The 25,832-nt window shown below is 61.3% G+C and carries 27 protein-coding genes; 7 read left to right on the forward strand and 20 right to left on the reverse strand.

Going from position 1 to position 25,832, the window contains the following annotated elements; translation table 11 throughout:
* Positions 1-8: 8 nt before the first annotated feature.
* The 3 genes from ACQ4N9_RS15000 to ACQ4N9_RS15010 are packed head-to-tail and all read right to left on the reverse strand — an operon-like array spanning position 9 to position 3,360.
* Complete coding sequence (locus ACQ4N9_RS15000; protein WP_323830487.1) at positions 9-914, reverse strand: plasmid partitioning protein RepB C-terminal domain-containing protein; 906 nt, start codon at positions 912-914, stop codon at positions 9-11.
* Positions 911-1,804 (reverse strand): ParB/RepB/Spo0J family partition protein, encoded by an 894-nt coding sequence (locus ACQ4N9_RS15005; protein ID WP_323830486.1) that lies wholly within the window; start codon positions 1,802-1,804, stop codon positions 911-913. Before ACQ4N9_RS15005 ends, ACQ4N9_RS15000 begins: the two co-directional genes overlap by 4 nt.
* Positions 1,804-3,360 carry a recombinase family protein gene (locus ACQ4N9_RS15010; RefSeq protein ID WP_323830485.1) on the reverse strand — a complete coding sequence of 519 codons (1,557 nt, stop codon included), beginning with the start codon at positions 3,358-3,360 and terminating at the stop codon, positions 1,804-1,806. Before ACQ4N9_RS15010 ends, ACQ4N9_RS15005 begins: the two co-directional genes overlap by 1 nt.
* Positions 3,361-3,482: 122 nt before the next feature.
* Here ACQ4N9_RS15010 and ACQ4N9_RS15015 point away from each other — a divergent pair, with 122 nt between their 5' ends.
* Positions 3,483-3,836, forward strand: coding sequence for a hypothetical protein (locus ACQ4N9_RS15015; protein ID WP_323830484.1), 354 nt, complete (start codon positions 3,483-3,485; stop codon positions 3,834-3,836).
* Positions 3,837-4,107: 271 nt separating this feature from the next.
* Here the strand turns inward: ACQ4N9_RS15015 and ACQ4N9_RS15020 are convergent, their stop codons facing one another.
* The 12 genes from ACQ4N9_RS15020 to ACQ4N9_RS15075 all read right to left on the reverse strand — a co-directional run bounded on the left by ACQ4N9_RS15020 (position 4,108) and on the right by ACQ4N9_RS15075 (position 15,003).
* Positions 4,108-4,806, reverse strand: coding sequence for an anti-sigma factor (locus ACQ4N9_RS15020; RefSeq protein WP_323830483.1), 699 nt, complete (start codon positions 4,804-4,806; stop codon positions 4,108-4,110).
* A complete protein-coding gene (locus ACQ4N9_RS15025) occupies positions 4,803-5,351 on the reverse strand; it encodes a sigma-70 family RNA polymerase sigma factor (protein WP_323830482.1) in 549 nt (182 codons plus the stop codon). The genes ACQ4N9_RS15020 and ACQ4N9_RS15025 overlap by 4 nt, the downstream gene beginning before the upstream one ends.
* A gap of 103 nt (positions 5,352-5,454) precedes the next feature.
* Positions 5,455-5,982 carry a DUF3455 domain-containing protein gene (locus ACQ4N9_RS15030; protein ID WP_323830481.1) on the reverse strand — a complete coding sequence of 176 codons (528 nt, stop codon included), beginning with the start codon at positions 5,980-5,982 and terminating at the stop codon, positions 5,455-5,457.
* A gap of 398 nt (positions 5,983-6,380) precedes the next feature.
* A complete protein-coding gene (locus tag ACQ4N9_RS15035) occupies positions 6,381-6,920 on the reverse strand; it encodes a cytochrome b (protein WP_323830584.1) in 540 nt (179 codons plus the stop codon).
* A gap of 166 nt (positions 6,921-7,086) precedes the next feature.
* Positions 7,087-8,451: a sensor histidine kinase gene (locus tag ACQ4N9_RS15040; RefSeq protein ID WP_323830480.1), complete on the reverse strand. Its 1,365-nt coding sequence runs from the start codon at positions 8,449-8,451 to the stop codon at positions 7,087-7,089.
* Complete coding sequence (locus ACQ4N9_RS15045) at positions 8,448-9,110, reverse strand: response regulator (RefSeq protein WP_315405115.1); 663 nt, start codon at positions 9,108-9,110, stop codon at positions 8,448-8,450. The genes ACQ4N9_RS15040 and ACQ4N9_RS15045 overlap by 4 nt, the downstream gene beginning before the upstream one ends.
* Positions 9,111-9,112: 2 nt before the next feature.
* Positions 9,113-9,754 (reverse strand): tetratricopeptide repeat protein, encoded by a 642-nt coding sequence (locus tag ACQ4N9_RS15050; protein WP_323830479.1) that lies wholly within the window; start codon positions 9,752-9,754, stop codon positions 9,113-9,115.
* Positions 9,751-10,557, reverse strand: a complete 807-nt coding sequence (locus ACQ4N9_RS15055; protein ID WP_323830478.1) for an SDR family oxidoreductase — start codon at positions 10,555-10,557, stop codon at positions 9,751-9,753. Before ACQ4N9_RS15055 ends, ACQ4N9_RS15050 begins: the two co-directional genes overlap by 4 nt.
* Entirely contained in the window at positions 10,544-11,224 is a 681-nt protein-coding gene (locus ACQ4N9_RS15060; protein ID WP_323830477.1) for a TenA family transcriptional regulator, read from the reverse strand. The genes ACQ4N9_RS15055 and ACQ4N9_RS15060 overlap by 14 nt, the downstream gene beginning before the upstream one ends.
* An 8-nt stretch (positions 11,225-11,232) precedes the next feature.
* Positions 11,233-12,696, reverse strand: coding sequence for an AMP-binding protein (locus ACQ4N9_RS15065; protein ID WP_390967431.1), 1,464 nt, complete (start codon positions 12,694-12,696; stop codon positions 11,233-11,235).
* Positions 12,686-13,363: a thermostable hemolysin gene (locus ACQ4N9_RS15070; protein ID WP_390967430.1), complete on the reverse strand. Its 678-nt coding sequence runs from the start codon at positions 13,361-13,363 to the stop codon at positions 12,686-12,688. The genes ACQ4N9_RS15065 and ACQ4N9_RS15070 overlap by 11 nt, the downstream gene beginning before the upstream one ends.
* A 614-nt stretch (positions 13,364-13,977) precedes the next feature.
* A complete protein-coding gene (locus ACQ4N9_RS15075) occupies positions 13,978-15,003 on the reverse strand; it encodes a tyrosine-type recombinase/integrase (protein WP_390967429.1) in 1,026 nt (341 codons plus the stop codon).
* Positions 15,004-15,107: 104 nt separating this feature from the next.
* On the opposite strand from ACQ4N9_RS15075, the gene dusA reads away from it, so the two are divergent.
* The 3 genes from dusA to ACQ4N9_RS15090 all read left to right on the forward strand — a co-directional run bounded on the left by dusA (position 15,108) and on the right by ACQ4N9_RS15090 (position 19,566).
* Positions 15,108-16,118, forward strand: a complete 1,011-nt coding sequence (gene dusA / locus ACQ4N9_RS15080; RefSeq protein ID WP_390967428.1) for a tRNA dihydrouridine(20/20a) synthase DusA — start codon at positions 15,108-15,110, stop codon at positions 16,116-16,118.
* Between the two features lie 465 nt (positions 16,119-16,583).
* The gene (gene tal / locus ACQ4N9_RS15085; RefSeq protein ID WP_390967427.1) at positions 16,584-17,510 is read left to right on the forward strand and encodes a transaldolase; all 927 of its coding nucleotides are present in this window, start codon (positions 16,584-16,586) and stop codon (positions 17,508-17,510) included.
* Positions 17,511-17,703: 193 nt separating this feature from the next.
* Positions 17,704-19,566, forward strand: coding sequence for an alkaline phosphatase D family protein (locus ACQ4N9_RS15090; protein ID WP_390967425.1), 1,863 nt, complete (start codon positions 17,704-17,706; stop codon positions 19,564-19,566).
* A gap of 104 nt (positions 19,567-19,670) precedes the next feature.
* Here ACQ4N9_RS15090 and rssC read toward each other — a convergent pair whose 3' ends face one another.
* Positions 19,671-20,153 carry an anti-sigma factor antagonist RssC gene (gene rssC, locus ACQ4N9_RS15095; protein ID WP_110993518.1) on the reverse strand — a complete coding sequence of 161 codons (483 nt, stop codon included), beginning with the start codon at positions 20,151-20,153 and terminating at the stop codon, positions 19,671-19,673.
* A complete protein-coding gene (gene rssB, locus ACQ4N9_RS15100; protein ID WP_125463389.1) occupies positions 20,150-21,334 on the reverse strand; it encodes a two-component system response regulator RssB in 1,185 nt (394 codons plus the stop codon). Before rssB ends, rssC begins: the two co-directional genes overlap by 4 nt.
* 374 nt (positions 21,335-21,708) lie before the next feature.
* Here rssB and ACQ4N9_RS15105 point away from each other — a divergent pair, with 374 nt between their 5' ends.
* Complete coding sequence (locus ACQ4N9_RS15105) at positions 21,709-22,008, forward strand: PilZ domain-containing protein (RefSeq protein ID WP_125858008.1); 300 nt, start codon at positions 21,709-21,711, stop codon at positions 22,006-22,008.
* A 223-nt stretch (positions 22,009-22,231) separates the two neighbouring features.
* Here ACQ4N9_RS15105 and ACQ4N9_RS15110 read toward each other — a convergent pair whose 3' ends face one another.
* The gene (locus ACQ4N9_RS15110; RefSeq protein ID WP_110993522.1) at positions 22,232-22,939 is read right to left on the reverse strand and encodes an MlaA family lipoprotein; all 708 of its coding nucleotides are present in this window, start codon (positions 22,937-22,939) and stop codon (positions 22,232-22,234) included.
* Between the two features lie 190 nt (positions 22,940-23,129).
* Between ACQ4N9_RS15110 and ACQ4N9_RS15115 the strand changes: the two genes are divergently transcribed.
* Both ACQ4N9_RS15115 and ACQ4N9_RS15120 read left to right on the forward strand, forming a co-directional pair.
* On the forward strand, positions 23,130-23,693 hold the full coding sequence (locus ACQ4N9_RS15115) for a phosphonoacetaldehyde phosphonohydrolase-related protein (protein WP_390967424.1): 564 nt from the start codon (positions 23,130-23,132) through the stop codon (positions 23,691-23,693).
* A 123-nt stretch (positions 23,694-23,816) separates the two neighbouring features.
* A complete protein-coding gene (locus tag ACQ4N9_RS15120) occupies positions 23,817-24,080 on the forward strand; it encodes a DUF4404 family protein (protein ID WP_217853754.1) in 264 nt (87 codons plus the stop codon).
* 141 nt (positions 24,081-24,221) lie between these two features.
* Here ACQ4N9_RS15120 and queF read toward each other — a convergent pair whose 3' ends face one another.
* Together queF and ACQ4N9_RS15130 are read right to left on the reverse strand one after the other, a co-directional pair.
* Entirely contained in the window at positions 24,222-25,052 is an 831-nt protein-coding gene (gene queF, locus ACQ4N9_RS15125; protein WP_323830468.1) for an NADPH-dependent 7-cyano-7-deazaguanine reductase QueF, read from the reverse strand.
* Positions 25,053-25,120: 68 nt separating this feature from the next.
* Entirely contained in the window at positions 25,121-25,639 is a 519-nt protein-coding gene (locus ACQ4N9_RS15130) for a cupredoxin domain-containing protein (RefSeq protein WP_390967423.1), read from the reverse strand.
* Between the last annotated feature and the right edge of the window lie 193 nt (positions 25,640-25,832).

Genomic DNA, 25,832 nt, shown 5'->3' on the forward strand with positions numbered 1-25,832 from the left:
AGGTAGGTCTATTCACGCTCCAGACTACGAGCATCTGCGGTGACCGCCTCCACAACCCCCGCCAGCTCCCGCACCAGGTCAGGCTCGAAACGCTCCAGGTAAGCTGCGATAGTCTGATTGCGCAGCATGCGAGACACATACCCCTTGGCAACCACGAGTACCAGCATGGTTTCGCCGAGGGTGTCCTCGACCAACCGGTAATCGTGGTAGAGTTTTTCCATCTCCCGCTCCATGCGTGCAATGTCTTCAGCAGTCACGCCCTCACTGACTTTCTTTGCCTCAACCAGCTGTTCAGGACGCGTTGCGGCCAATACCATTTCGGCGTAGCGACCAGTAAAGCAGTTGGCCGAAATCATCATCTCGACTAGTTCTATCTGGCGCATCGGCTTCATCTTACGCAGCACGCGAAAGACCGCCTGACTGGCCATTCGCGTTTTCAGCATCTCAGCGACTTCCGGCGCAATCCCCCGCAGCAAATGCTGGCGCTCGCGGATGCGTCCAACGTTGACGCTTAAGACTTCGGCAATCCGCTCGGCGGTCGTTCCTTTGCGAATCGCCTCCAAAATCATCTTGTGCTCTTGAATCGGGGTAAGTCGGTTGACCTGCCGGTTGTAGGTAAAACCTTCGTCATCTGTCGCCAACAGGCACAACGCGTCTTCCGCCCCCAACTGTGCGAGCGCAGCTAGCCGCAAATGACCATCCAACAGTAGATAACGGGGCTCCCCTCCCGTCCCGTGAACCGGCTCGGGATGCACCGCGAGCGGCTCGACCACGCCCAACTCACGGATGGAGGCCAAAATCGCTGCGTATCTGACGGACGTCAGCATATCGTGGGTGACTTGGCGAGAGGGCAAGATCAGCGGTAAGCGGACGGTAATCAAATCGGGCTCAAAGGCACGCTTGACGACAGTCATGCGTCCCCCTTAATACGCTCGGCCAATACCTGCGGCATATCATCAATACCTTCACTGCGTAACATTGACCGGAAAAATTCATCGGCCAACAACCGACGCAATGCAGTCACGACGAAGAGCAATCGTTGCTCACCGATGTCCGCCTTCTTCACCATCAGGCGCTGACGGCGCACCTCAGTCTGATAGGCAGTCAGCAACTGGCGAGGAGTGGTCATGCGCTCGCCTCCATGCTGCCTACCATAGCCCTTGCCAAGAACGCGTCTTCGGTCGATCAGACGGCGCACCTTGATGAGTTCATCTCCTTTCAACAATCCACTTTCATAGGCTTCGACCATGGCGGCCTGGACCTGGGCATCGTCAGACCGTGCCACATGGATCGCGACTTTAATCGGTAGCCAGCCCTTTTCGACGGCAGCGATCAGGCGCTCCTCTCCCTGCCGCAACAAGATCAGAATGCCGCCAACATAGGCACGGTCCAAGCAGGTTTTCTGGGCAATCTGCCTGATGGAGTAACCACGCTCGTGCAGTACGTTGATCGCCATCAGCAAGTCGCGGTTCGAGTGCTTACGTCGCGCCAGATTCTCTACCAGGCTGATGAGATAGCGGTCCGCCTCAACCGCCGTCACCACGACCGCCGGAATGGCCGACTCCCCCAGGACCTTGAAGGCTTCGAAGCGCCCCTGCCCACAGATCAGGTCGAAACTCGAACCGTTACGGGTCACCGTGATCGGTCGTTTCAACCCCAGACTCGCAATGTTTTCCACCAGGCGTGCAAACACTTGTTGATTGCGACTACGCGGATTGAGCACGCGAATATCCGCGAGTGGGATCTGCGCAATAGGCGCCGCCTGCGCCACATGAAGTGCAAGATGCTCTCCCGATGTGGCCATTACGCAGCGCTCCCCAGGGGTATACGTCGACTCAGGGCCGCTAGGATATCCAAGCTGCTGAACCGGTAGAGTTCCAATTCACGCGGATTAGTATCTCCCAGACGCAGGTGAGGTGCCGCCAAATCGATCATGGGAAAGAGGTAGTAATCAAGCACCTCCTGCTCACCGGGGAGCATGCGAACAGCGACAGTAAGGTCAGGTAACAAACCGAAATCGAAGCGTAGCTGCCAACGCCTGCGCACTGACTCTGAACATTGACAGCGGCATAGCACCACCGAGATCGAGAACTCATCATTAACCCAAACCAGTTGAGTCTGGGGATCGACCGCAATGCGCCCTCCGACAAGACGAATGCGCTCCTGCGTGTCGGCCAAGATGTGCGGATACAGCTCTCGCAGCCGGCGATTAGCCTCCAGAAAGCTGTAGTCCCGTGCGGGGGAATAGCCAATCAGGCTGTAGCTGCGTAGCAAACTACCAAAGCGCTGGCGATAACAACTGCTGGAGGGGCAATCCTCTTGCTCATCAATGATCAACCCAGATAGACAACCTCGCTCCGCAAATAGTTGCTTCAGCGTGGCCAGCATTTGCTCATCAGTCCAGTGCCGTGACCGCGCTCGAATAATGGCTTGCGCCGCGAGAAACAACGCGTGGTCAACCACTGAGGAGAAGGCACTGTCGGCCCGCACCAACTGATCAACCGGATTGGGTGTACGGGGCTGTTTCAGCTTGCCAGAAGTGCGATTCCAGACGTTGTTACCGATGTATTTTTCGTTGATCAGGACCTGATGCACTACGCCCCGTGTCCACGGTCGCTGGAAGTCTGTAAGAATTCCACGCCGATTCAGTTGCGTTGCAATTTCAGCTTCGGTTCGACCTTCCCTGACAAAGGTCTGGTAAATGTCTTGAACGACCTGTTGCTCGGACTCGGGACCTGGCGTGAGGATCACCCGATCCGTCTGAAGGCTTTTGTACTCTCCCCGATCCAAGATTACTTTACGCTGCCCAGTTTGATCGATAAGTTGACGACGCAATCCATATCCAGCCGGGCCACCTTGTCGGTAGCCTAGCTGGATCAAGCGCGACTGCCCCGCAAACACCTTGACGGACAGCTCACGGCTGTACTCACCAGCCATCATGCGTTTAACACTCTTGATGATGCTGGATACCGGTGAGCCATCGTTAACGAACTGTTCGGCGCAATATTCGACCCTGACACCAGCCTGCCGACATCGAACTTCGTAGCTGGCGCTAACATCAGGGTCCTGAAAGCGCCCCCAGCGACTTACGTCATAGACCAGAACTACAGAGAAATCGGACTGACCCGAGTCGACGTCTCGAAGTAGCTGCTGAAGAGCTTCCCGACCATCCAGGCTCAAGCCACTTTTCCCCGCATCGGTATATACCCGGACGATCTCCAGCTCATGTGCTGCCGCATAAACGTGAATGGCATCCAGCTGGTTTTCAGTGGAGTACTGCTGGTGCTCCGTCGACATGCGGACATAGGCAGCAGCTCTATTGCTGCTGCCCTCGGTCGTGGATAGATGTGCTCGTCTCATTTGTAGATCGATGCCCCCTTAGCGACTTGGGGTCTACACCCATGTCAAGCCGTAGACTGCACTACACCTACCGGCCTACATCAGATGCGCTACTCACGAATATAAAGAGGAGATACGGAAAGATGATCACTAAAATGGGTAATTCATTTCCAATCTGTGCACAAACATACGCCGGTGCCCTAGCTGCTGCCTTACGCACCGAATTAGGCACGTCACATCGCGCAATTAAGACGCTGCGCCATTGGACCGATGCCAGTGAACGCACGGCTAAGCATTGGCTGGCAGGCAGCCATGGCCCGAGCGGCCTTCATTTGATTGAATTAATGCGGCATTCCGACTATGCCCTTCAGGCGGTGCTTGAATTGGCGCAGCGGAACTCGTCTGTGGCAGTGGTCTGGCTTCCCGCTTTGCGCGAGCGCTTGCTTGACGTCGCGGAAATGATCGAGGCTTGCCTGGGTCCTGACAACGCTCACTGACAGCCCTTTGCGCGGTCTCCCGGCCTCTCTAACGCTGTAGCCTGAATCCTCCGTGTTCAGAAGATTCCAAGCCATTGAAACTATGTAGATTCAGCACTTGAAGAGTGCGGGATGTCCAAGGCTAAAAGGCTGGTGGCGGGACTACTGTTCAGCTGGATGTCCGTAGTTAGCCGATTGCTGCCGCTCTCCACAGGCAGCTTTGGGTCGAAAGCTGACCGTCGTGGATGAGCTCCATCGGCCCATAGTGGTCAGTGGCTGTAGACCTTTTGGGTCAAATCACTTTTACCGCGCGGCCAATGAACTTCACCGGCCCCGTCGGCAGCCCGGTAGGCGAACCGCCGGATTTCTCCAATGTCAGCTCGAACAACTGGTTGGCCTCTAGCGGTGGCAGGCTCTGTAGCGGAACACGATAGGGCTCTCCGGGCTTGACCAGGCCCAGTGAAACCGGTGCGCGCCACTGTTCGCCCTTGGTCCAGAACTGAAGGGCCATGCCCTCAGGGACAACATCCTGGCCAAGCGGGATAAGCTCGATCATGCGGCTGTCGCTGGTCTGCACCACCCAGCCGGCGGTCTGGCTGCTCGGCGCAACCAATACCACCACGAATTCAGTGGTGGGCGGGGGCGCAGTAAGCAATGTAAACGCCAGGACCGCGCTTGTTGCCAGCCCCGCAGCACTCAGCCCTTGCCACAGGCCGAGGCGTCGCCACCATTTGACTCGCTGTTGAGCGGCGGGTGCGGCCAGTTCATTCAGGCTGCGCTGGATACGGCCCCACAGGCGGGCGCTCGGTGGCTGCGGCGCAGCCAGCGCGGTCAGCTCCAGCAAACGTGCCTCCCAGGTATCCACGGCGGCGCGCAAAGCCGGATCGCTGCCCAGTCGCTCGGTCACTGTGGCGTGTTGCTGTGGCGACAGTGTTCCGAGTACAAACTCGCCGGCGAGGCTGTCCAATTCCTCGGCAGTATCCGGCTTCATTCCAGGCACTCCCGCAATGCCTTTAGGCTGCGCTTGATCCAGGCTTTGACGGTGCCCAATGGCGCCCCCAGCAGCCCGGCGATTTCGGCGTGGCTGCATCCGTCCACATAGGCGTGCAGGATGCAACGCTGCGGTGCAGGCTGCAGTTTTTCGAGGCAACGGTAGATCTTCGCCGACCCTAACCAGAGGTCAATATCATCGAATCCCCCGTGCAATGTGGGCGTCGTACCCATTTCGGCTTCGTCCAGCACGGTTTCACGGCGCGAATCGCGGATCGAATTCAGTGCCAGGTGGCGGGTGATGCTGTAGATCCAGCCGCGCGCCGAACCGCGTGCCGGGTCGAAGCTGGCGGCGCGGGTCCAGATGCGGATAAACGCATCGTGGACGATGTCTTCTGCGCTGGCGTCGTCACGCGCGATACGCCGGGCAACGCCCAGCAGGCGCGCACCTTCGTGGTCGTAAAGCGCCTGCAGGGCGTGCCGGTCTCCCTGAGAGCAGGCTTCCAGGCAGCGGTGGTAGTCGAACGGGGCGACAGGCGAATTCAACGTGTGCAGCTTCCTTGTGTCATGCAAGGTACCCCGGCGATCCAGCCGGGGGCTTGCCAACGAGCGTAGATGAACGATTGCAAGGTGTCTGCTCAAGTGCGCATTACTTGGCTGTCCAGAACACATAATCGGCCTGGTACTGGACGACCTGCCTGGTACCTTTGTTCTGTGCCGTGCAGTCGCTTGCCGGCGCCACGCCGCCGCGCGTGGCCAGGCGCTGGATGTAGCTGACTCCCTGCATGGCGCCTTGGCCTTCGGCCGGGTTGGCCTTGACCAGTTGATAGGGTATGGCTCCCTTGTCTGCAGGTGCCACCGCCAGCTGGGTGCCGGTGACTTTCGATCCGTCCTTGGCCTGCCAGGTGGCGGGTGGGCCGTAGTAGTCGCCCACCTGTTTGCCGGCACGGTCATTGAGCACGGCCTTGGGGCCGATGAAGGTCCATTCGGTTTGGCCGGGGGTGTTGGCCCTGTCGCGGCACTCGTAAGTAATCTCGCCGACACCGACGGTCTCGAGCATGACGCGATGGCCATCGGGGACCTTGACCGCATCTGGCAGTGCGGATTGGGCGTGAGCGGGTTGCAGCGCCAGGGCGAGGCTGCAGGCGAGCAGGCAGGCGGAGGGTTTGAGGCTCATGGGTAGAGCTCCTGACAGGTCATTTGGCTGGGCAGCCACAGGCCGCCCATAAGCAATACCCGCAAACGGGTGTACTGGATGCACTGAATGGGGAAAAAATTGGTTTCGCCCATCACGACCGGCAGCTAACGACCCAAAGCTGCCGCTTATAAATAGCAACATCCCTTTCTACAGCCAGCGCCTGACCTGTCTGCAGTATTGTGCGTACTCATCTCCGAACATGCTCGCTCCTGCTCCCCGATCTGGAAGAGGTTCGTGTAGATCGCGAGGCCCAGCACACTCTGCAGTGCCGGCGGCCACGCGAGAAAGATTTATCAGACTAGCAATGCCTACAGCAACACCACCAAAGTCAGACCGTTCCGCCGTTCGATAGTAAGTTCCAGGGTACTTAGCCCTTATCACCGTGGCAGCATGCGCCTGAGGGTGTTGTCCTTGATCAAGTAGTGGTGTGCCAGGCCTGCGCAAGCATGAAGCCCAATCAGCGCGTAACCTGCGTTACCTAGCAGCTCATGCCAGTCCTTCAGTGTTCTGGCCAAAGCAGGATCGACAGGAACGAGCGAAGGCAGAGTGATGCCCCAGTACGGCAACGGCTTACCCGCGGCGCTCAGCATCAGCCAGGCCAACAGCGGAGTAACGATCATCAAACCGTACAAGGCCAGGTGCGTGATACTGGCCATCGCCGCCTGCCAGGTAGGTGGCGTGGGTAGGATGGGAGGACGTGGGCTCAGCCGACCAATCAGGCGTACCCATACCAACGCGAATACGGCGACACCCATCAGCGCATGGAATCCCAGCAGTGGGCTCTTCAGTGTGCTGCCTCTTGGCAATGCCCCGCGCAGCTCGATGCCGGCATAAATGCCGATGAACAAGATGAGCATGCTCCAGTGCATGATGATGGACAGGCGACCGAAGCGGTCAATAGTTGAATCACGCGTCATATCCATGGCCTCGAAAATGAGAGAAAGATCCGTGGCCACGAGGTGCGATGCAGAAGCGATTCCCAGCAACCGGACAGTGTCAGGTTGCTGGCTCAAGCTTAAGGAAGTCTGAAGTGGCCAGCCTCAGATGCCAGCTGTATCGTTGGCAGCGACTCTGCTGGGGGATTTAACCCACTGGAAACAGCAAGATGGCGGCTAGCCCGCCGCTTGCTCGATTACGCAGACGCACCTGCCCGCCCATCCGGTCAACGATGGTCGCCACGATGGAAAGCCCAAGGCCTGCACCATTGGGGCTGTTACGGCTGTAGAAACGCTCGAATACGCGCGACAGACTCGCCTCATCGATACCCGGCCCCTCGTCCTCGACGACCAGTTCGAAGTGATTGTCCAGGTGCCTAAGTGACACCGTGATGCGGCCAGCGGGCGGTGAGTGCTCCACCGCGTTGGACACCAGGTTCTGCAGCGCGATGCCCAGGGCGCCAGCATCGATTGCCAGGTGGTGGTCGCCTTCGCCGATGTCCAGCGAGGGCTCCAGGCCGCGGTCCAGTATCCACGGGGTCAGGTCAGCCAAGGTCTCGGTGACCACTTCGGCCAGGTCGATCCGAGTGCTGGCTCGCTGCCCCAGCCTTGGCTCGACACGGGCCAGGGTGAGTAACTGGTTGACAACCCGGGTGAGTCGATCGACCCCACCCATCAGAAAGCCCAGCGCTTTGTGCCGCTCGGCCTCGTTGCTGGCCTCCAGCGCGTTCTGCGCGTGCAGGCGCAGAACGGCCAGGGGGGTGCGCATTTCGTGGGCGGCATCGGCAATGAACCGATGCTCACGCCGCAGCAGGTCCTCGATCTGCGCCAACAGGCGGTTGATGGCGGCCTGCATGGGCTCCAGCTCCGAGGGCAGCGGCACCAACTGCAGCGGCTCCAGCGAATCCGCGTGACGCCCACGGATGATGTTGGCCATGTTCTGCAACGGCCGCAGTCCCCAGCCGATAGCGGCCCAAACCAACAGTGCCAACACCAGGCTGCCGAGCAGGAACGGGAACAGGGTGTGGCGAACGATGCGGTCGATCAAGTCGTAGCGTACATCGTCACGCTCGCCCACCCAGATCACCCAGTGTCGTTCCGGCACCGACAGCACGAAACCGCGCCATTGCTCGCCACCACTGGAAAAGTCGTAGAAACCGGGGACCGTCGGTGGCGGGTCGATGCTCGGCGCACTGGGTGTGTGCACCAGCAGGCCGGCGCCGTCCTGCCAGACCTGGAATGCCAGCTTGCTCTCGTAGGGGTGGCCTACCCGATGGTGACCCGCCTGGGCCAATGCCTCGTTGAATGCCTGGTACATCGCTTCACGCGAGCCGCTTTGCACCGGCAGGCTCATGACGCCCTGCAGCAAGCGAGCGTTCTGGGCCAGGTGCGCGTCGTACACCTCGTTAATCTCATGGCGGCTGTCGTGATAGTTATAGAGCGCCAGCAGGCCGGTCCCCAGCAACAGCAACAACATCACCCGCCACAGGGTGCGTTGGCGCAGCGAGCTCATGCCTTGGCCTCGACCAGATAGCCAATGCCGCGCACCGTACGGATCAGCCCGTTGAACAGCTTCTTGCGAAGGTGGTAGATGTTCACCTCCAGCGTATTGCTCTCCGGCTCCTCATCCCAGCCATACAGCAACTGGGTCAGGCGTTCGCGGGTGAAGACCTTGCCTGGCTGGGCCAGCAACTCGTGCAGCAGCATGTATTCCTTCGGGGTCAGCACCACTTCAACGCCGTTGTAATGAACTTGCTGGGTAGCTGGGTCGAGGCTGACTCCGGCATGCTCGATCATGACCTTGGCGCGGCCGGCGCTGCGCCTGAGCAACGCGCGCAAGCGTGCCTTCAGCTCGTTGAGGTCGAACGGCTTGACCAGGTAATCGTCGGCGCCGGCATCCAAGCCGGTGATGCGATCGTCGAGTGCGTCCCGTGCGGTGAGTATCAGCACCGGCAGGCTGTCACCACCGGCGCGTACCCGCCGCAGCAGTTCAATGCCATCCATGCGGGGCAAGCCAAGATCCAGAATCACCAGATCGAAGGTCTCGTGCTGCAACGCATGCAAGCCGCTGACGCCATCACGCAGCCAGTCGAGGGTGTAGCCCTCCTGGCGCAAGCCGTCGCAGATCCCTTCTCCCAGTGCGATGTCATCCTCAACCAGCAACAGCCGCATGTTCAGTCCTGTTTGTCCTTGATGGCCTTGAGTAAAGCATCGATATCGGCACGCCGACCCTGGTCAGCCAATTCACGCCCCGGCCGAGGCGGAGCCTGCAAGGCTTTCTGCAGGGCTGCAGTTGCTTCAGGGTAGTGCTTTTGTCGGTACAGATGATCAGCCCAGAAGTAGTTGCTGTCGATGCCGTTGGGGTTGATCTGCAGCGCTTTGCGCAGCAAAGCGTCAGCTTTGTCGGCATCGCCGAAACCGATCGGCCAGCCAGGCACTTGGTCGTACAGCGTGCCAAGACTGGTGTAGGCCGATCCCTGCAGGGCGTTGGGGTCCAGTTTCATGGCCTGTTCCAGACTGGTCTTCGCCGCCTTGACCTTGCCCAGTGCGCCTAAACCGCCAACGGCGCCCGCCCAACTGCTGTTTATGATGCCGTCCCAGATCAGAGGCTCAGGTGTACCGGGATACTGATGAACGAAAGCCGCTGCGTCAGCAGAGAGCTTTTCAAAAGCATCGGCCCGTTTGTCCTTGGGCAATTGATACTGGATCTGCGCCCAGCGCTGCTGGAGCTCGCTCAAGTGTTGGGTACCGACCTGGTCCAGTGCCCATGTGAAGGGGGCGAATGCCAACAAGCTGACGACGAACAGACGCTTCATTTGATCGACTCCTTGGAATGGCTACCGATGTAGCGACGAATGACAGGCAGTTGCTTGCGCAGCGCTCGATCGACCACGCCTGGCAACATGCCGTTGATGCGCACGAAGAGTTTTTCCGGCCAGCCCAGATACAGCTCGCTGCGCTCGGACTGCACCGCTTCGAGCACCGCACGGGCGACATCCGCCGGTTCATCCATGCCGACTTTCAGCGCCTGATTGAGCGCCGTCGCAGCGCTGCTGTTCATGGCGGTGCGGGTCGCCCGGGGGGCGGCGTACAGAACATTGACCGTGGTGTCGGCCAACTCACGGCGCAACGCTTCGGAGAACCCGCGCAGGGCGAACTTGCTGGCGCAATAGGTGGCATAGCCGGGATAGCCGATCGAGCCATAGGTGGACCCGACATTGACCACCAGCGCTCTAGGTTGGGCTCGCAGCAATGGCAGGCAGGCGCGTGTCAGTTGCAGGGGGGCTGTCAGATTGATGTCCAGCAATTCGTCGAGCGCGTGCTCGTCCAACTGATCGAGCAAGGCGAAGCGGTTCACGCCAGCGGCGTTGATCAGCACGTTGACTGTGCCCATCTCGCGGACGCGGGCGATGACTTGGTCGCGCCCCGCTTGGCTGCGCAGGTCCGCTTCTTGCCAGCGCAGGCGATCAGGATACCGATTCATCAGGCCAGCCAGCTTGCCCATGTGCCGACTGACAGCCAGCACCTGGGCGCCAGCTGCGCACAATTGTTCGGCCAGCTCCAGGCCGATGCCCCCACTGGCGCCGGTGAGGATGACCACGGATTCAGGCAAGCGCATGGCGCACCTCTGACTGGCCCGCGCGCGGCAAGCCCTGGAACATCTCGGTGTACAAGCGATAGACGACCTTCGCCGCGTGGATGACAGCCTGTTGGTCGGCAGCATCATCGAGGCGGTCCATCAACTGCTTGTAGGTCACCATGTGATCCTGATCGAGCGCACCATGGGAACTGAGGTAGCTGAACGCCTGATCAGGCAGGGCCAGGGTGCTCTGGATGGTGCCAGCCGCCTGGGTGGCCAAGGCTATGCTGGTGCCTTCGAGCACATTGACCATGCCGAACAACCCGACGGGGTTGCCGCGAGCGATCAGGTCATAGAGGTAGGCGACCATCAGCTCGATCGACAATGCCGGGCGACCATCACGTACCGCCTCCCAGTCGCCGCCGCACGCCTTGATGTCGTTGAGGATCCACTGCTCATGCCCGTATTCCTCTTCGATGTACTCGCATACCGCGCCACGCAGCCACTCCAGCCGTGACGGCAAACGTGCGCCACAAGCCATCATCAGTGGGACGGTGTGGCGAACATGGTGGTAGGCCTGGCTCAGGAAAGCGACATAGCTGTCCAGGCTGACCTGGCCAGCCAAGGCTTCACGGATCACGGGTACGGCGAACAACGCCTGACGCTTTTGGGCTGTTTCTGTTTGCAGGATGTCGAAAAAGGACATGGGAAACCTCACAACGAGATGTCGAATAACAGGGTGTGGTAGCGCTGCAAGATCGCCTCGCGTCGCGGGCGGCCGTTGGCAGTCAGGGTTTCGTCACGGGGGCTGAGTGGGGCTGGCAAGCGGCGCCAGGCATGCACCTGGGCGTAATCGGGCAGCTGCGCGTTACAGTGCTGTACGGCCTGCTCGATAGCCTCGTCGCTGGCGGTGGGGTCCAGCGGCCAGAGCAGCGCCAGGTTGTGCGGCAAGGCTTCGCCATGCACGAATGCCTGTGCAATCACGCCGCCCTGAGTCAGCTCCGACTCCACCCACTCCGGGTTGACGTTACGACCGAAACTGGTGATGAACTGGTGCTTTCTGCGCCCGTCAAGGTACAAGTAGCCCTCTTCGTCGAGGTGACCGAGGTCGCCCGTCGCCCACCACTCGCCGGTGACCGGCGCCTCTTCCAGGTAACCCAGCAAGATCGAGCCAGCCACCAGCACCTCACCGTCGTCAGCAATGCGCACCTGCACATGGGGCAAGGGCTTGCCGACGCTGCCAGGGCGAACGGCCCCCGGTCGGTTCAGCGCGACCACCGAGGCACATTCGGACAAACCATAGCCTTCGAATACCGGCAAGCCGACCGCATCGGCCCGAGCCAGCAGGTTGGGTGATACCCGGGCGCCGCCCACTGCCACGAAGCGCAGTGGGCCAACGCGCATAAGGCCGCGCTCGATGGCCGTCACTAGCCCCATCAGCAACTGCGGCACGAGGATCAGGCTTTGCGCGCCACTGAGGGCAATGGCGCCCAAAAGTTGCTTGAAGTCCACTTGGCTCGCACCGCCCATGCCCAGCTGCCGCTGCGGGTACACCTGCACGCAGGCACCCGCCATCAGGGCGGCATATACACCGAGGTCCTCCAGCAATATGCCCAAAGGCAGCACTGCCAGATACTGCTGCGGTTCAGTGGGCCGGCTTGCCGCCTCCAGTTCACGTGCTACCCGCAGCATGGCTTCAGCGCTTAGGCAGACACCTTTAGGCCTCCCGGTACTGCCGGAGGTGTAGGTAATCTTGGCGGTGCTATCAGGCAATTGGACGTCGGTCGAGCGCTCGCGCACCCAGAATTCACCTTCCTGGACAAATCCTTCACTCAGCAGGCGCGGCACCCACTGAGTCGAGCACAGCACGGTTGACGCACCACTCTGAGCAATGCAGTGATCGAACTGCGTTGCACTGAAGAACGACGGTACGATCACGCAGGGGCGTTCAGCGAACAAGGCGGCCAGGTCCCAGAACAAGAGATCAGGGCCGTTGTCCAGGGCAAGTACCAACGCCCCAGCAGGTTGTCGATGCAAGGTATGGGCTCGCAGCCCTACCTCATCGAGCAACTGCTGATAGGTGTAGCGCCAAGTCTGTCCCTGTACTGCTACGGCATCACCGTGATCACGTGCATAAGCAGACAACTGTTCATGGAAACGATCAAGTTCACGCGGCATGTCCGGTCTCCTCGACGAGCGTAGGAAAGCCGAGCCGTTGGAACACGCCGGATCGGGTCAGTGCGTCGAAGCCGTCGCCGATGTTTCCAGCAAACACCTGAGGGCGCTGGTGGTAGTAGGTTCCCCATTGGTCCGCCTGCCCCTGCAAACGATCTGGATCGGCCGAGGCCAAAACGGTAGGCATCAACCCAAGCCTTTGAAAGCTGTTGATCAGCGTCGCTGCCCCAGTGAAGGCGACCCACTCAAGACCACGTGTGCCCAGCAACCAAGTAACTGCAATGATCATGATGCGAGCGCTGCCGGCGCTGAGAGAGGCCAGATTGCCTACCTCTACCATGCAGATGCGGTCCAGTGAGATACCTGCAACCCGTGAAACAGCGGCTTCTAAAGGCACGTCCAAGTAGCGTTCGAGGAACAGAGGGCCCTGGCTAGCTGGACGCATGCCAGCAGCAGCAATCAACCGGCCGTGACTATCATGCAATGCCAACAGTTCTGGGAGAAAATGCTGCACATCGGCCTGGTGCACGGTGGCAAAGCACTGGTGAATGAAGTGCTCCAGCCCCTCGCGGGTAGAATCCCCGGCCAGGTGAAGCGACAGGTGCGCGTGATGGTCGGCATGGCTACCGATAGGCAGAGGGAGCAGGTTGCTCCATTGAGATGCGGTCATGAAACTCCCCCCGATTGGGTTCGACGGGAGCAATTATCGGGATCGAATCTGAATCGAATCTGAAGTCAGGGTGATGGTGTCTTGCTCAAGCATTTGAAGATGGCTGGTGAAGCAATTTATGGCCTATGCGGAAGCTATGACGAACCACTGCCTGTCCTATTCCCTACGTGGGTGTCGTCGAGTTCTTATGCACATGCCGCGCTAGTGGCGAGAGTTCTACGCAAAAGCCAGTCGCCCCTCATCTATGAGCATCCAGAGTTCATCCGGGACATCCTCAACGCAGCAGAACTCATTCGCGATGACGCAGTAGTTGATATTCGCTCATCAATCGTTGTCGCAACACATTCTGGTATTCGTAGGGGAGACCTCGGCGAGCCATTCTCAGAGGACGTCCAGATGGAGCAACTGCGAGCAGATGGTGGCATTGATAAGCCGCGCAGAGCACGCATTTGACCTGTATGACGAGCTCCTCAAGGACGCGTGCTGTGCAATAGCGCGCCAACGAAAGTCAAAGGAATCTCTAGAGGATTAAGATGACAGCCGTGTCGAATGCTCGCAACCCTGCGGTTGGGCGCGCCACTGACAGGAGCTGAAAAGACCCAAAGGGGCGGATGCTATGCGCAACACATTAAGTCGATGCGTTCAAACACATTCGTTGCAGGGGCTTGGCTTTGTTTTGAACAACGCTTGCTACGTTGGGAGAATTCGTGGCGCAGATCGTGGAAGTGCAGATCTTCCACGCCAACCATCCTGCATGCCCTGGACCAGGCCGTACCGATTGAATCAGTGTTGTAAGGGAAGATCTCAGCGCACTGACGCGGCATGCTTTGCACAATCGCCCACGCCTCATCCGGCAGATGGCACCACACATCGTTGCCGATCTTCTGCCCGGGGTTCTTCATGTCCCGCACTTTCACTGCCTGGCGGTGCTCATCCAGATCTTCCCACAAGATACGGGCGATCTCGTCCATGCGGCGCGTAGAGAAGATGGCAAACGCCACGACCTTGGGCATGTGAATGACTGTCGGGCGACGTGCAAGCATCTCGAAAAAGTGCTCGAGCACCTTGTCGAGCTCTTCGAGGGTTGGCCGACGATCCCGCTCCCGGCTTTTCATGTTGTAACCGAGACGCTTCAACACAAGGCGCGCGTCGGGCATGGCTTGAGGGTTGACCTCGTACTCCCACGCTGCCCTGGCCAGCGACAACACTGAGCCTAGGTGAGCCAGGTCATTGCCCGCTGTCTGCGGCTTGATGCCGCCGCCTTCAGGGCTCATACGCCACAAGGCGTAGTCCACCAGCACCTGCTGAGAGATGTCGGAGTCGACCACTTCGCCGAGGTAACTGTTCTTGATAGCCAGCAGTGTTTGCCGCTTCGTCTTACCCAGCGGCCGGGCTTTCTCGGCTTCCACCAGGTAGCGGTCGATCATGTCCTTGACCGCGTGCCCACCCCGGTTGGCCCGCTCGATCGCGCCAGGCTCTGCCAACTCGGTCTCTCGTCGCTTCGCCCAGGCTTGAGCCGCCTGCTTGCGGGCGAATGTCTGGGACTCTTGGTAGACTAGGACACCCTTTTTCTTGAGGCGGATCTGGACGGTATAGCTGACCGTTCCATCGGCCTTTTTCCTTGCTCTGATCGTTGCCATGATTTCCGGTGGTACAAGCCTGGTTGGCGGTGGTACATCGTACCACTGTCACTCCAAAAACGTCCCAAAACCGCGAAAAATGGTACAAGAATGTGTAGACCAGAATGCCCCTAGAAACAGACTCAAAGCCACAAACCACGCGCCCTGAGCCGTCCCGCCGCTTCAGCGTTGCGCCGATGATGGACTGGACGGACCGCCACTGCCGGTTCTTCCTGCGCCTGCTGTCGAAAAACGCCCTGCTGTACACCGAAATGGTCACCACCGGCGCCCTGCTGCACAACGATGCCCAGCGCTTCCTGCGCCACGATGAATCCGAGCACCCGCTGGCCCTGCAACTGGGCGGCAGCGTGCCGGCGGACCTGGCGGCCTGTGCGCGGCTGGCCGAGCAGACGGGTTATGACGAGGTCAACCTCAACGTCGGCTGCCCCAGCGACCGGGTGCAGAACAACATGATCGGCGCCTGCCTGATGGGCCACCCGGCGCTGGTGGGCGATTGCGTCAAGGCCATGCAGGATGCGGTCGGTATTCCAGTGACGGTCAAGCACCGCATCGGCATCAACGGCCGCGACAGCTATGCCGAGCTGTGCGACTTCGTTGGCCAGGTGCGCGATGCTGGCTGTCGCAGCTTCACCGTGCATGCGCGCATCGCCATTCTTGAAGGGCTGTCGCCCAAGGAGAACCGCGAGATCCCGCCGCTGCGCTATGACGTGGCGGCGCAGTTGAAAGCGGACTTCCCGGACCTGGAGCTGGTGCTCAACGGTGGCATCAAGACCCTCGAAGAGTGCCGCACGCACCTGCAGACCTTCGATGGGGTGATGCTGGGGCGCGAGGCGTATCACAACCCGTACCTGCTGGCCGAGGTTGACCAACAGTTGTTTGGCAGCGAGGCGCCGGTGGTGAGCCGCAGCGAGGCGATGGAGCGGCTGCGGCCTTATATCGTCGCGCATATGGAAAGCGGCGGTGCGATGCACCATATCACCCGGCATATTCTCGGGCTGGGCCAGGGGTTCCCGGGGGCGCGGCGCTTCCGGCAGTTGCTGTCGGCGGATATTCACAAGACCGACACGCCGCTGGCGGTGCTGGACCAGGCGGCGGAGTTGTTGCAGGGGCGGTGAGGCTGCCGGGGCCAAGTGTGGCAACCACTGCCTTTGTGCTGCGCACGATAGCGCCGGGAAGCACCCGTCGACTTTCGACTCGAATCGTTACCTTCGGCATATCCCCGGGCTGGCCTCGGGGCTGCTGCGCAGCCCATCGCGGGGCAAGCCCGCTCCCACGCAGACGCCGGGGGCCCTGTGGGAGCGGGTTTACCCGCGAACGCGTCGGCAACTTCACGGCCGCCTTCGCGGGTGAACCCGCTCCCACAGGTCAGGTGTAGCAACCGCTGCCTTTGTGCTGCGCACGATAGCGCCGGGAACCTCCGGTCAGCTTGCGACTCGAATCGTCACCTTCGGCATATCCCGGGCTGGCCCCGGGGCTGCTGCGCAGCCCTTCGCGGCGCAAGGCCGCTCCTACACGCGGGGCCTTGAGCGGGCGTGAGGGCTCGGGTAATGTCGAGCCATTGCACAGGACAGAGCACGCCCATGACCTCCAAGCTGGAACAACTCAAGCAGTTCACCACCGTGGTCGCCGACACCGGGGACCTGGACGCCATCACCCGGCTCAAGCCGGTCGATGCCACCACCAACCCGTCGCTGCTGCTCAAAGCCGCTGCCATCTCGGGTTACGCCGACCTGCTGAAAAAGGTCAAGGCCGAGGCCAAGGGCAATGTCGACCTAGCCTGCGACACCTTCGCGGTGGCCGTGGGCGCGGGCATCTTGCAAGCCATCCCTGGGCGGATCTCCACTGAAGTGGATGCGCGCCTGTCGTTCGACGAGCCGGCACTGCTGAAAAAGGCCCGCCTGCTGATCGAACTGTACGAAGCCTCCGGGGTTTCCCGCGACCGCGTGCTGATCAAGCTGGCCTCCACCTGGGAGGGCATCCGCGCCGCCGAGAAGCTCGAAAAGGAAGGCATCCAGACCAACCTCACCCTGCTGTTCTCCTTCGCCCAGGCTCAGGCCTGCGCCGATGCTGGCGTGTTCCTGATCTCGCCGTTCGTGGGGCGCATCTACGACTGGTACAAGAAGAGCACCGGCAAGGACTATGTAGGCGCCGAAGACCCGGGCGTGCAGTCGGTCACGCGCATCTACGACTACTACAAGACCAACGGCTACAACACCGTGGTGATGGGCGCGAGCTTCCGCAATATCGGCCAGATCGAGCAGCTGGCCGGCTGCGATCGCCTGACCATCAGCCCAGAGCTGCTGCAGCAGCTGTCGGACGACCAGGGCGAGCTGCCACGCATTCTCAAGCCGGGCAATGCCGGTGAGGCCAAGCAGCAGTTGAACGAAAGCCAGTTCCGCTGGGCGATGAACGAGGACGCCATGGCCACCGAGAAACTGGCCGAGGGCATCCGCCAGTTCGCCCGTGACCAGGAGAAGCTCGAGAAGCTGATGGCAGAAAAGGCCTGATACATATCGGGTTTGCCAAGCGGGCGGGAAGTGCGCAGCATTTTCCGCCCGCTTTGTTTTACCACCCTGCAAAGCATTTGAATTCAAGGGCCTCTTCGCGGGGCAAGCCCGCTCCCACAGGATTAATCCTGTGCTGTAACTGTGGGAACGGGCTTGCCCCGCGAAGAGGCCAGCCAAGCCCCCAGAGCCGTCGATGACCTCCCGCGCCCCACTGCCCCTTGTTCTTACTGGCCCGGTACTGCGCCGCCTTGAACCCCAACGCCTGGCCATCTGGCTGGTCGGCTCGCAACCGCTGCTGCCCGAATTCGTGCTCGGCTACCCGGGCATCACCCCCAGCCTTCACTGCACCACCCTCGCGGTCGGCGCACGGGCATTCGTGCACCTGCTGGACATCCATTTCGACCAAGCGCTGCCCTGCGACATCGCGCTTGAATACGACCTGCTGATCAACGGCCAGGGCATCAGCGACTGGGCGCCACACCTGCTCTACCCCGGTACCACCCGGCCAGATTTCGTGCTGCGCGAGCGCCTCGACCAGGTACTCCACGGTTCATGCCGCAAGCCGCACCACCCAGCGGCCGACGGCCTGCTTTGCGCCGACCGCCTGCTGGCCGCCTGCACCCAGCCGCAACAACGCCCCGCCGTGCTGTTGATGACCGGCGACCAGGTGTACGCCGATGACGTCGCTGGCCCCATGCTGCGGGCCGTCCATGAACTGATCGAGTGCCTGGGGCTGTTCGACGAGCCCTTGGAGGGCGCCGTGGTCGACAGCGGCGCGGCGCTCTACCGCCACCCGGCCTGCTACTACCACCGCGCCGACCTGCTGCCGGCCCAGCAGGGCAACGAAACCCTGCGCGAACGCTTCTTCGGTGGCAAGCGCAAGCCGATCTTCTCGTCCAGCAATGCCGACAACCATCTGGTGACCTTCGCCGAGGTGATGGCCATGTACCTGCTGGTGTGGTCGCCGACGCCGTGGGCGCTGGTGCGGATGGACATGCCGGCGGACCTCACCGAGCAACGCCAGGCGCGCTACCGGCACGAGCTGCCGCTGATCGAAGCGTTCGCCGATTGCCTGGGCCAGGTGGCGCGGGTCATGGCCCACCTGCCCTGCCTGATGATCTTCGACGACCATGACATCACCGATGACTGGAACCTCTCGGCGCAGTGGGAACAGACCGCCTATGGCCACCCTTTCTCGCGGCGCATCATCGGCAACGCGCTGCTCGGCTACCTGCTGTGCCAGGGCTGGGGCAACGACCCGGATGCCTGCGCGCCGCTGATCGAGCAGTGCCAGCACTTTGCTCAGCAGCGCACCACTCAGGATGAACTGATCGGCGAACTGCTGCGCTTTCAGGGTTGGCAATACGAGCTGCCCAGCAACCCGCCGCTGCTGGTACTGGACACCCGTACCCGCCGCTGGCGCAGCGAAAGCAACCTGGGCAAACCGTCCGGCCTGCTCGACTGGGAAGCGCTGTGCGAGCTGCAGCAGGCGCTGATCGACCACCCTTCGGCGGTGATCGTCTCGCCGGCGCCGATTTTCGGGGTCAAGTTGATCGAAACCGTGCAGCGGGTATTCAGTGCGCTGGGCTATCCGCTGCTGGTGGATGCCGAGAACTGGATGGCCCACCGCGGCGCGGCACAGGTGATCCTCAACATCTTCCGCCACTCGCGCACGCCGGGGCATTACGTGGTGCTATCGGGCGACGTGCATTACTCGTTCGTCTATGAAGTGCTGATCCGCCACCGTCAGCGCAGCCCACACCTGTGGCAGGTGACCAGCAGCGGCATCAAGAACGAGTTCCCCCGGCGCCTGCTGGATGTGCTCGACCGGCTCAACCGCTGGCTGTATTCACCGCGCTCGCCACTCAACTGGTTCACCAAGCGCCGGGAGATGGAGGTGGTGCCACGGGTGCCCAGCCACAGCAAGGCCGGTGAGCGGCTGTGGAACAGCGCGGGGCTGGGGCAGGTGTTTTTCGATGAGCAGGGGCGGCCAGAGCGGGTGTATCAGCTCAATGCCGATGGGGCGGCGGCGACGGAGTTCGTGCGCAGGGAATGATGCCGGCTTTACTGGCCCATTCGCGGGTAAACCCGCTCCCACAGGTGTTGTGCTTCCCCTGTGGGAGCGGGTTTACCCGCGAATGGGCCGGCAAAGACTGAAAATCAGGAACGCTCCAGCGCGCTCACCAGGTCATGGAACGCCTCGCGGTTGGAGTCGTTCAGCCCCATGAGGATCTTGTGCGCCTCAAGTACCTTGGAACGCACCACGTCTTCGCTCTGGTCCTGGGACGGCAGGTCGGTCAGGCACTCGGGGCATGGCACCGGGCGGTCGACGATGTTGAACACCTGGTCGAAGCCCATGGACTGCAACAGGCGCGAGATGTCCGGGTTGGTGGTGACCACGGTCGGCAGCAGGCCGATCTTCTGCCGCGACAGGATCGACAGCTTGGCCAACAGGCCCAGCGTGGTGCTGTCGATGCTTTCGGTTTCGGTCAGGTCGATGACGATGGCCGAGAAATTCAGCGCAGTGAAAATCTTCTCGATCGTCGCATCCAGCGCCGAACACAGGGTCAGGCGCACTTCACCGACAAATTTCAGAACGAAGGTGCCGCTCTGTTCGGCGAACTGGATTCTACCGGTACTCATTCAAGGTTCCTGCTCAACACCAATAGGGCGATATCATCCGGCATCTCCCCAAGCGTAGCCAATTCGAATCGTTGGCGCAGCCCCTCCAGGCTACCCCCCGCTTCCTTGACGATTTCCGGCAAGGTCGCTTCCTTATCTTTGAGTGTGCCCCCTGGCAAAAGGTCCAGAATGCCATCGGACATGAGCGTGAGGCTGAACTGCGGTGGCAGCTCCAGCACCAGGTCCTGGTAGCTGGCCTCTTCGAACAGCCCCACCGGCAGGCCACGGCCTTCCAGATAGCGGACTTCACCCGGGGTGTACAGCACCGGCAACGGCAAATGGCCGCCGACACTGTAGGTGAGCAGGCCGGTTTCCTCGTCGATGACGCCACCGACCATGGTCACATGCTTGCCCAGCTTGCAGTTGATCAGCCCGCGGTTGATGTGGCTGAGCACTTCCGAAGGCTTGAATTCACGCACTTTGCTGCCGCGCTTGAATTCGAACAGCAAACGCGTGGTCATGAACTTGAGCAGCACGGTGACGAACGCCGACGACGCGCCATGGCCGGAAACGTCGGCCAGGTAGAACGCAATGCGCCGTTCATCCACGCGGAAGTAGTCGGCGAAATCACCCGACAGGTACAGCGACGGGATGATCTGGTGCTCGAAGGTGTACTCGCCAGCTACCCAAGGGTTCTCGGGCAGCATGTTCATCTGCACCTGACGCCCGGCGGTCTGGTCTTCCTGCAACAGGTGCAGGCTGGCCTCGAGCTCGCGGTTGGCGGCTTCGAGCTTGTCGCGGTAGCGCTGGTTCTCCAGCACCAGGCGCGAGCGGTCGAGCGCACGGCGCACCGAGTGCTCGAGCACGGCGAGGTCTTCAAGCGGCTTGATCAGGTAATCGGCGGCGCCCAGGCGCAAGGCCTCGACCGCGTCGCTCATGACACCGGCACCGGACACCACGATCACCGGCAACTGCGGCGCGCGCTCGCTGACCTGGCGGATCAGTTCGAGGCCGCCCATCTGCGGCATGCGCAGATCGCAGATCACGAGGTCGGGCTGGTGTTCTTCGAAGACCTGAAGGCCCTGCTGGCCGTTCCCGGCCTGGAGGACGCTGAAGCCACTGTCTTCCAGATAGGCGGCGAGGCTGGCACGGACCACATCGTCGTCATCGATAATCAGCAGCGTTGCACTGGTTTTCTGCATGTGGGCGAACGGCGCCGATTTGGGTTGGCGTAGCGGGCGTCGGCAAGCCGACGCAAAGCTACTGGAATACTGTGTGATCACTCACTCTCTGAGTTGTAGGACAAGAAAACTCGCCCGGCAAATAGCAGTGGTGCCCTGTAAGGCGCAGACGGTACTCCCATCCGCCGGGCGTTTCAAGCATGCAAGGGTCGAGTGCTGCGCACTAATCACTCGTGGTTATTAAGGGCTCTGTTTCGCACACTGTTATGCATATCCGCAGGCCCCGCAGACGTTGCAGGCCTGCCCTGCAACTGGCGATTGCCGATGTAATTTGCCCGGACGTATGATCGGCGCTACAGCCTGCACAGCGGCGCAACCGATGGAAAGGACCGAGCATGCACCTGACGCCCGACAGCCACAGTGAAAAACGCGATTTCATCCGCATGCGCATCGACACCGAAGTCAGCCTGCTGCATGAGGGCCAGGTGATCGCCGCCGTCTGCCTGGACCTGTCCAGCAGCGGGATGCAGGTACAGGCGCCACAGCGCTTCCAGGTGGGCGACCGCATCGAGGTGCGCATCGACTCCGACCATGCTGCCCTCAAGGGCCTGCATGCCAGCACCGAAGTGGTGTGGATCGCCGACCAGCCAGGAGGCGAACAGAAGTTCGGCCTGCGCATCCTGGCCATGCACTGAACGCAAGACGCAAAAAGGCGACCCGAAGGTTAATGCCAGTCAGTCAAGCCAATTGGGGTCGCTGCGCGACCCTTCGCGGGTAAACCCGCTCCCACAGGATCGCGCATAGTCTGAGTCGAGCGCTGTACTTGTGGGAGCGGGTTTACCCGCGAAGGGCTGCAAAGCAGCCCCAACTAACTGACTGGCACTAACCCGAAGGTCGCCTTTCTCACACCCACAAGGCTTAGAAGTCGTCTTCGACTTCGCCATCCTTGACCTTGAACTCACGGTTCTGCAGGTAGGCGTTGCGGATGAAGATGTACTTGTCGCCCTGGATCAGCTTCTCGGCAGGCAACAGGCTGGCACGGGTATCGATCACGTCCAGGGCGAAGATCGAGTTGCGCGTCGGCACGTGGTCGATATAACGGTAGGGTTCGGTGTAGGTGTCCGGGTACTTGGCCAGGCCGTCACGCACGGTGCTTGGGCCGAGCAGTGGGATGACCACGTAGGGGCCGCTGGGCACGCCCCAGTAACCGAGGGTCTGGCCGAAGTCTTCGTCGCTGCGCTGCAGGCCCATCTTGGTGCCGACATCGAAGAAGCCGCCCAGGCCGAAGGTGGTGTTGACGATCAAACGGGCCGTGTCGATGCCCGCCGCACGCGGCTTGAGCTGCAACACGTTGTTGGCCAGGTTGGTCACATCACCCAGGTTGCGGAAGATGTTGTGAATGCCATCTTCGAGGAACTGCGGAGTGACGGCCTGGTAACCCTGGGCCAGGGGTTTGAGGGCGTAGGTATCCAACACATCGTTGAACTTGAAGATCGGTCGGTTGACCGTCTCCCACGGGTCGTCCTCGGTGGCCGCCTGGGTGGCTGCCACGGGCGCCAGCAACAGGCTGGCGCAGACACAGGCCTGGGTGAGTCGCTCGATCACTCCGGCACCGATCCTACGCATAGATGTTTCTCCCTCGGATTTCACGGCCGCAACGGCCCAAGGCGCGCTGCAGAACAAGGCGCCAGTATAATGGCTCGCTGGCTGATAAACAGCTTTACATAAATTAGCTCAACATTTTGTGAACAACTGTTGCAGTCATCGCTCGGTAACAAACGCTGGATAGCCTGCAGGGTATTTCAGGGAAGTTGCCATGCAAGACGCACCTGCCTTCACTGCCGTGCTGTTCGGCCTGCGTGGCTGCCTGGTCCATGCCAGCAACGGCAGCCCCCTGCCCGCCCCCGGCGCCCTGGCCTTGCTGGCCAGCCTACGCGCCCGGCAAGTGCCGTGCATCTGGCTCGACGAGGTCAGCCCCAGCGCGGGCAAACGCCTGACCAGCGTACTCCCAGACTGGCTGCCGGGCCTGCCCAGCAACGGCTGCAAATGGCCGGCGCCAGATGCCTGCTGGCAGGCCCTGATGGCCCTCGAAAGCCAGCAACTGGAAGGCTGCGTGCTGATCAGTGGCGAGCCGCTGCTGCTGCAGTCGGGCCTGAACGCCGGGTTGTGGACCGTCGGCCTGGCCGCCTGCAGCCCGTCCTGCGACCAGGCCTCAAGCCAGTGGCAGGCCATGACCCAACAGGAGCAGGAGCGTGCCCGCGGCAAGGCCACGCTCGAGCTGTTCGGCCTGGGCGTGCATTCGGTCATCGACCATCTGGAATCCCTCGACACCTGCCTGTCGGACATCGCCCTGCGCCGGCACAAGGGCGAGAAGCCCTGACACATCCGCGTTGATACGGGTCATGCAAAGCACCGGCAGGTGGATTACGCTAGAGGTCAGGCACGAACCTTTACCATTGCGCCGAGGTCCATGCCTTGCCAAGCCATTGATGGAGAACGAACAATGCCTGCCCGCGAACTGCAAGAGCAACTCGATAGCCTGCGCGAGCAACTGGACCGCAATCCACCGCTCTCGCTGGAAGAGCGCGACCACCTGCACGAACTGATGCAGCAGATCGAAGCACAGATCAAACTTGAAGAGGCTACCCAAGACAACAACGTCGTCGATGGCGTCAACCTCGCCATCGAGCGCTTCGAGGCCGACCATCCCGACCTCACCGCCACCCTGCGCAGCATCGTCAATTCGCTGCACAGTATGGGGATCTGAGCCTTTCAAACACCGTTGGGGCTGCGTTGCAGTCCTTTCGCCGGCAAGCCGGCCCCCACAAGAGCAGCACATGGCTTGAAGTGTGCCGTCGATGTGGGAGCTGGCTTGCCAGCGATGGGCCGCAACGCGGCCCCAATTGCCTTACTGACGAACCAGGCGCAGGTTCGCCGGGCTGATCGGCCCGGTGCTGCGGTACGGGTTGATGTCCAGCCCGCCACGACGTACATACCGCGCGTACACCGTCAGGTACTCCGGCTGCAGCAGGTTCTTCAGGTCCAGGTAGATTCGCTCCACGCACTGCTCATGGAAATCGGCATGCTGGCGGAAGCTGATCAGGTAGGTCAGCAGGCTGGCGTGATCCAGCGCCCGCCCCTTGTACTCCACCACCACACTGCCCCAGTCCGGCTGGCCGGTCACCGGGCAGTTGGACTTGAGCAGGTGGCTGTGCACGGTCTCTTCCACCACGCGCTCCGCAGAGCAGCGCAACAACTCAGGCTGTGGCTGTTCGTAGTTGCTGATGGTGATATCCAGCGCATCGATGCACTGGCCCGGCAAGGCAGTCACGCCCTGCGCTTCGACCTCAGCCAGGGTGCGAACCTTGACCAGCACCGGCTTGCCGGCGGCGCCGGACAGGTCTTTCTCAAGGCAGGCCTGCAGCTCGGCCAGCGACGCGAACACGGTCTGATTCAGCGAGTTGAGGTACAGCTTGAACGACTTCGATTCGATGATGTTCGGCGAGTCGCAGGGGATGGCGAACTCGGCGATGGCCACCACCGGCTTGCCCGACGGCAGCAGCCAGGACAGCTCGAAGCAGTTCCAGAAATCCACGCCCTGCCACGGCAGGGCGTCGCCGCTGACGCCCAGCTCGGCCCACTTGGCCAGGCGCGGAATGGGGAACAGCAGCGCGGGGGTGTAGGTGGCGATGTATTCGCTGGACTTGCCCAGCGGGGAGTGTTCGGCGGCGGGATGCATGGAAACTGACCTGAGGGTTCGAAAATGCCCCTAGTCTACCGGTTTTACACCCCGCCTTGGAGCGCAAGCTACTCGATGGTCAGTGGGCCGACCATGCCGGCCTGGTAATGCCCGGGTACGTTGCAGGCGAACTCGATGGGCGCCGAGGTGCGGAAGGTCCAGGTCAACTCGGCACGCTGGCCGGGCTGCACCAGCACGGTGTTGCCGCCGCCGTGCGCGTGGCCGCCCTGGCTCATCTGGCCGTGGTCCATCTGGCCATGATCCATGCCCTCGTGGTTCATGCCGGCGGTGAAGATCTTGCCCTGCATCGCCACCATCTCTTTCTGGTGCTCGGCATGCATGGCCTTGTCACCCAGGTTGAACTCGTGGGGCAGCTTGCCTTCGTTGACCAGGACGAAACGTACCGTCTCACCGGCCTTGACCTTGAGGCTCTTGGGCTCGAAGGCGATGTCCTTGAGCACGACCTCGACGGTGCGGGTGGCCTTGGCTGCCGGCGCCGGCTCGCCGAAGGCGAAGTGCTGGGCTTCGTCGGCGAAGGTGGGCAGGCTGACCAGCGCAAGGGCGGCGATGATGAACAGGTGCTTCATGTGAACTCCGGGAACTGCAGCGAGAATGAGGCCATTCTGGAAAGCGCCGGCTGGCAGCTGGCTGACGGGAAGATTACAACTTTGTCAGCTTGGGCGAGGCAGAGGATCGTCACGTATGATTTCGAGCACTGTCTTTGTGGGAGCGGGTTTACCCGCGAATGCGGCGGCTGCCTTACCGACGCTTCTTCCTGTC

Origin of the sequence: Pseudomonas sp. ES1 (assembly GCF_050586605.1) — a bacterium.
GTDB lineage: Bacteria > Pseudomonadota > Gammaproteobacteria > Pseudomonadales > Pseudomonadaceae > Aquipseudomonas > Aquipseudomonas sichuanensis.

What these genes read in the sequence shown, in the direction of transcription:
- dusA (WP_390967428.1), top strand. Translation starts at nt 15,108, where the DNA reads ATGCCCCTAGAAACAGACTCAAAGCCACAAACCACGCGCCCTGAGCCG.
- ACQ4N9_RS15040 (WP_323830480.1), bottom strand. Translation starts at nt 8,451, where the DNA reads ATGAGCTCGCTGCGCCAACGCACCCTGTGGCGGGTGATGTTGTTGCTG.
- ACQ4N9_RS15070 (WP_390967430.1), bottom strand. Translation starts at nt 13,363, where the DNA reads ATGACCGCATCTCAATGGAGCAACCTGCTCCCTCTGCCTATCGGTAGC.
- ACQ4N9_RS15120 (WP_217853754.1), top strand. Translation starts at nt 23,817, where the DNA reads ATGCCTGCCCGCGAACTGCAAGAGCAACTCGATAGCCTGCGCGAGCAA.
- ACQ4N9_RS15130 (WP_390967423.1), bottom strand. Translation starts at nt 25,639, where the DNA reads ATGAAGCACCTGTTCATCATCGCCGCCCTTGCGCTGGTCAGCCTGCCC.
- ACQ4N9_RS15000 (WP_323830487.1), bottom strand. Translation starts at nt 914, where the DNA reads ATGACTGTCGTCAAGCGTGCCTTTGAGCCCGATTTGATTACCGTCCGC.
- ACQ4N9_RS15075 (WP_390967429.1), bottom strand. Translation starts at nt 15,003, where the DNA reads ATGGCAACGATCAGAGCAAGGAAAAAGGCCGATGGAACGGTCAGCTAT.
- ACQ4N9_RS15005 (WP_323830486.1), bottom strand. Translation starts at nt 1,804, where the DNA reads ATGGCCACATCGGGAGAGCATCTTGCACTTCATGTGGCGCAGGCGGCG.
- ACQ4N9_RS15110 (WP_110993522.1), bottom strand. Translation starts at nt 22,939, where the DNA reads ATGCGTAGGATCGGTGCCGGAGTGATCGAGCGACTCACCCAGGCCTGT.
- queF (WP_323830468.1), bottom strand. Translation starts at nt 25,052, where the DNA reads ATGCATCCCGCCGCCGAACACTCCCCGCTGGGCAAGTCCAGCGAATAC.
- ACQ4N9_RS15045 (WP_315405115.1), bottom strand. Translation starts at nt 9,110, where the DNA reads ATGCGGCTGTTGCTGGTTGAGGATGACATCGCACTGGGAGAAGGGATC.
- ACQ4N9_RS15060 (WP_323830477.1), bottom strand. Translation starts at nt 11,224, where the DNA reads ATGTCCTTTTTCGACATCCTGCAAACAGAAACAGCCCAAAAGCGTCAG.
- ACQ4N9_RS15090 (WP_390967425.1), top strand. Translation starts at nt 17,704, where the DNA reads ATGACCTCCCGCGCCCCACTGCCCCTTGTTCTTACTGGCCCGGTACTG.
- ACQ4N9_RS15115 (WP_390967424.1), top strand. Translation starts at nt 23,130, where the DNA reads ATGCAAGACGCACCTGCCTTCACTGCCGTGCTGTTCGGCCTGCGTGGC.
- tal (WP_390967427.1), top strand. Translation starts at nt 16,584, where the DNA reads ATGACCTCCAAGCTGGAACAACTCAAGCAGTTCACCACCGTGGTCGCC.
- ACQ4N9_RS15010 (WP_323830485.1), bottom strand. Translation starts at nt 3,360, where the DNA reads ATGAGACGAGCACATCTATCCACGACCGAGGGCAGCAGCAATAGAGCT.
- ACQ4N9_RS15065 (WP_390967431.1), bottom strand. Translation starts at nt 12,696, where the DNA reads ATGCCGCGTGAACTTGATCGTTTCCATGAACAGTTGTCTGCTTATGCA.
- ACQ4N9_RS15055 (WP_323830478.1), bottom strand. Translation starts at nt 10,557, where the DNA reads ATGCGCTTGCCTGAATCCGTGGTCATCCTCACCGGCGCCAGTGGGGGC.
- ACQ4N9_RS15050 (WP_323830479.1), bottom strand. Translation starts at nt 9,754, where the DNA reads ATGAAGCGTCTGTTCGTCGTCAGCTTGTTGGCATTCGCCCCCTTCACA.
- ACQ4N9_RS15105 (WP_125858008.1), top strand. Translation starts at nt 21,709, where the DNA reads ATGCACCTGACGCCCGACAGCCACAGTGAAAAACGCGATTTCATCCGC.
- ACQ4N9_RS15020 (WP_323830483.1), bottom strand. Translation starts at nt 4,806, where the DNA reads ATGAAGCCGGATACTGCCGAGGAATTGGACAGCCTCGCCGGCGAGTTT.
- rssC (WP_110993518.1), bottom strand. Translation starts at nt 20,153, where the DNA reads ATGAGTACCGGTAGAATCCAGTTCGCCGAACAGAGCGGCACCTTCGTT.
- rssB (WP_125463389.1), bottom strand. Translation starts at nt 21,334, where the DNA reads ATGCAGAAAACCAGTGCAACGCTGCTGATTATCGATGACGACGATGTG.
- ACQ4N9_RS15035 (WP_323830584.1), bottom strand. Translation starts at nt 6,920, where the DNA reads ATGACGCGTGATTCAACTATTGACCGCTTCGGTCGCCTGTCCATCATC.
- ACQ4N9_RS15015 (WP_323830484.1), top strand. Translation starts at nt 3,483, where the DNA reads ATGATCACTAAAATGGGTAATTCATTTCCAATCTGTGCACAAACATAC.
- ACQ4N9_RS15030 (WP_323830481.1), bottom strand. Translation starts at nt 5,982, where the DNA reads ATGAGCCTCAAACCCTCCGCCTGCCTGCTCGCCTGCAGCCTCGCCCTG.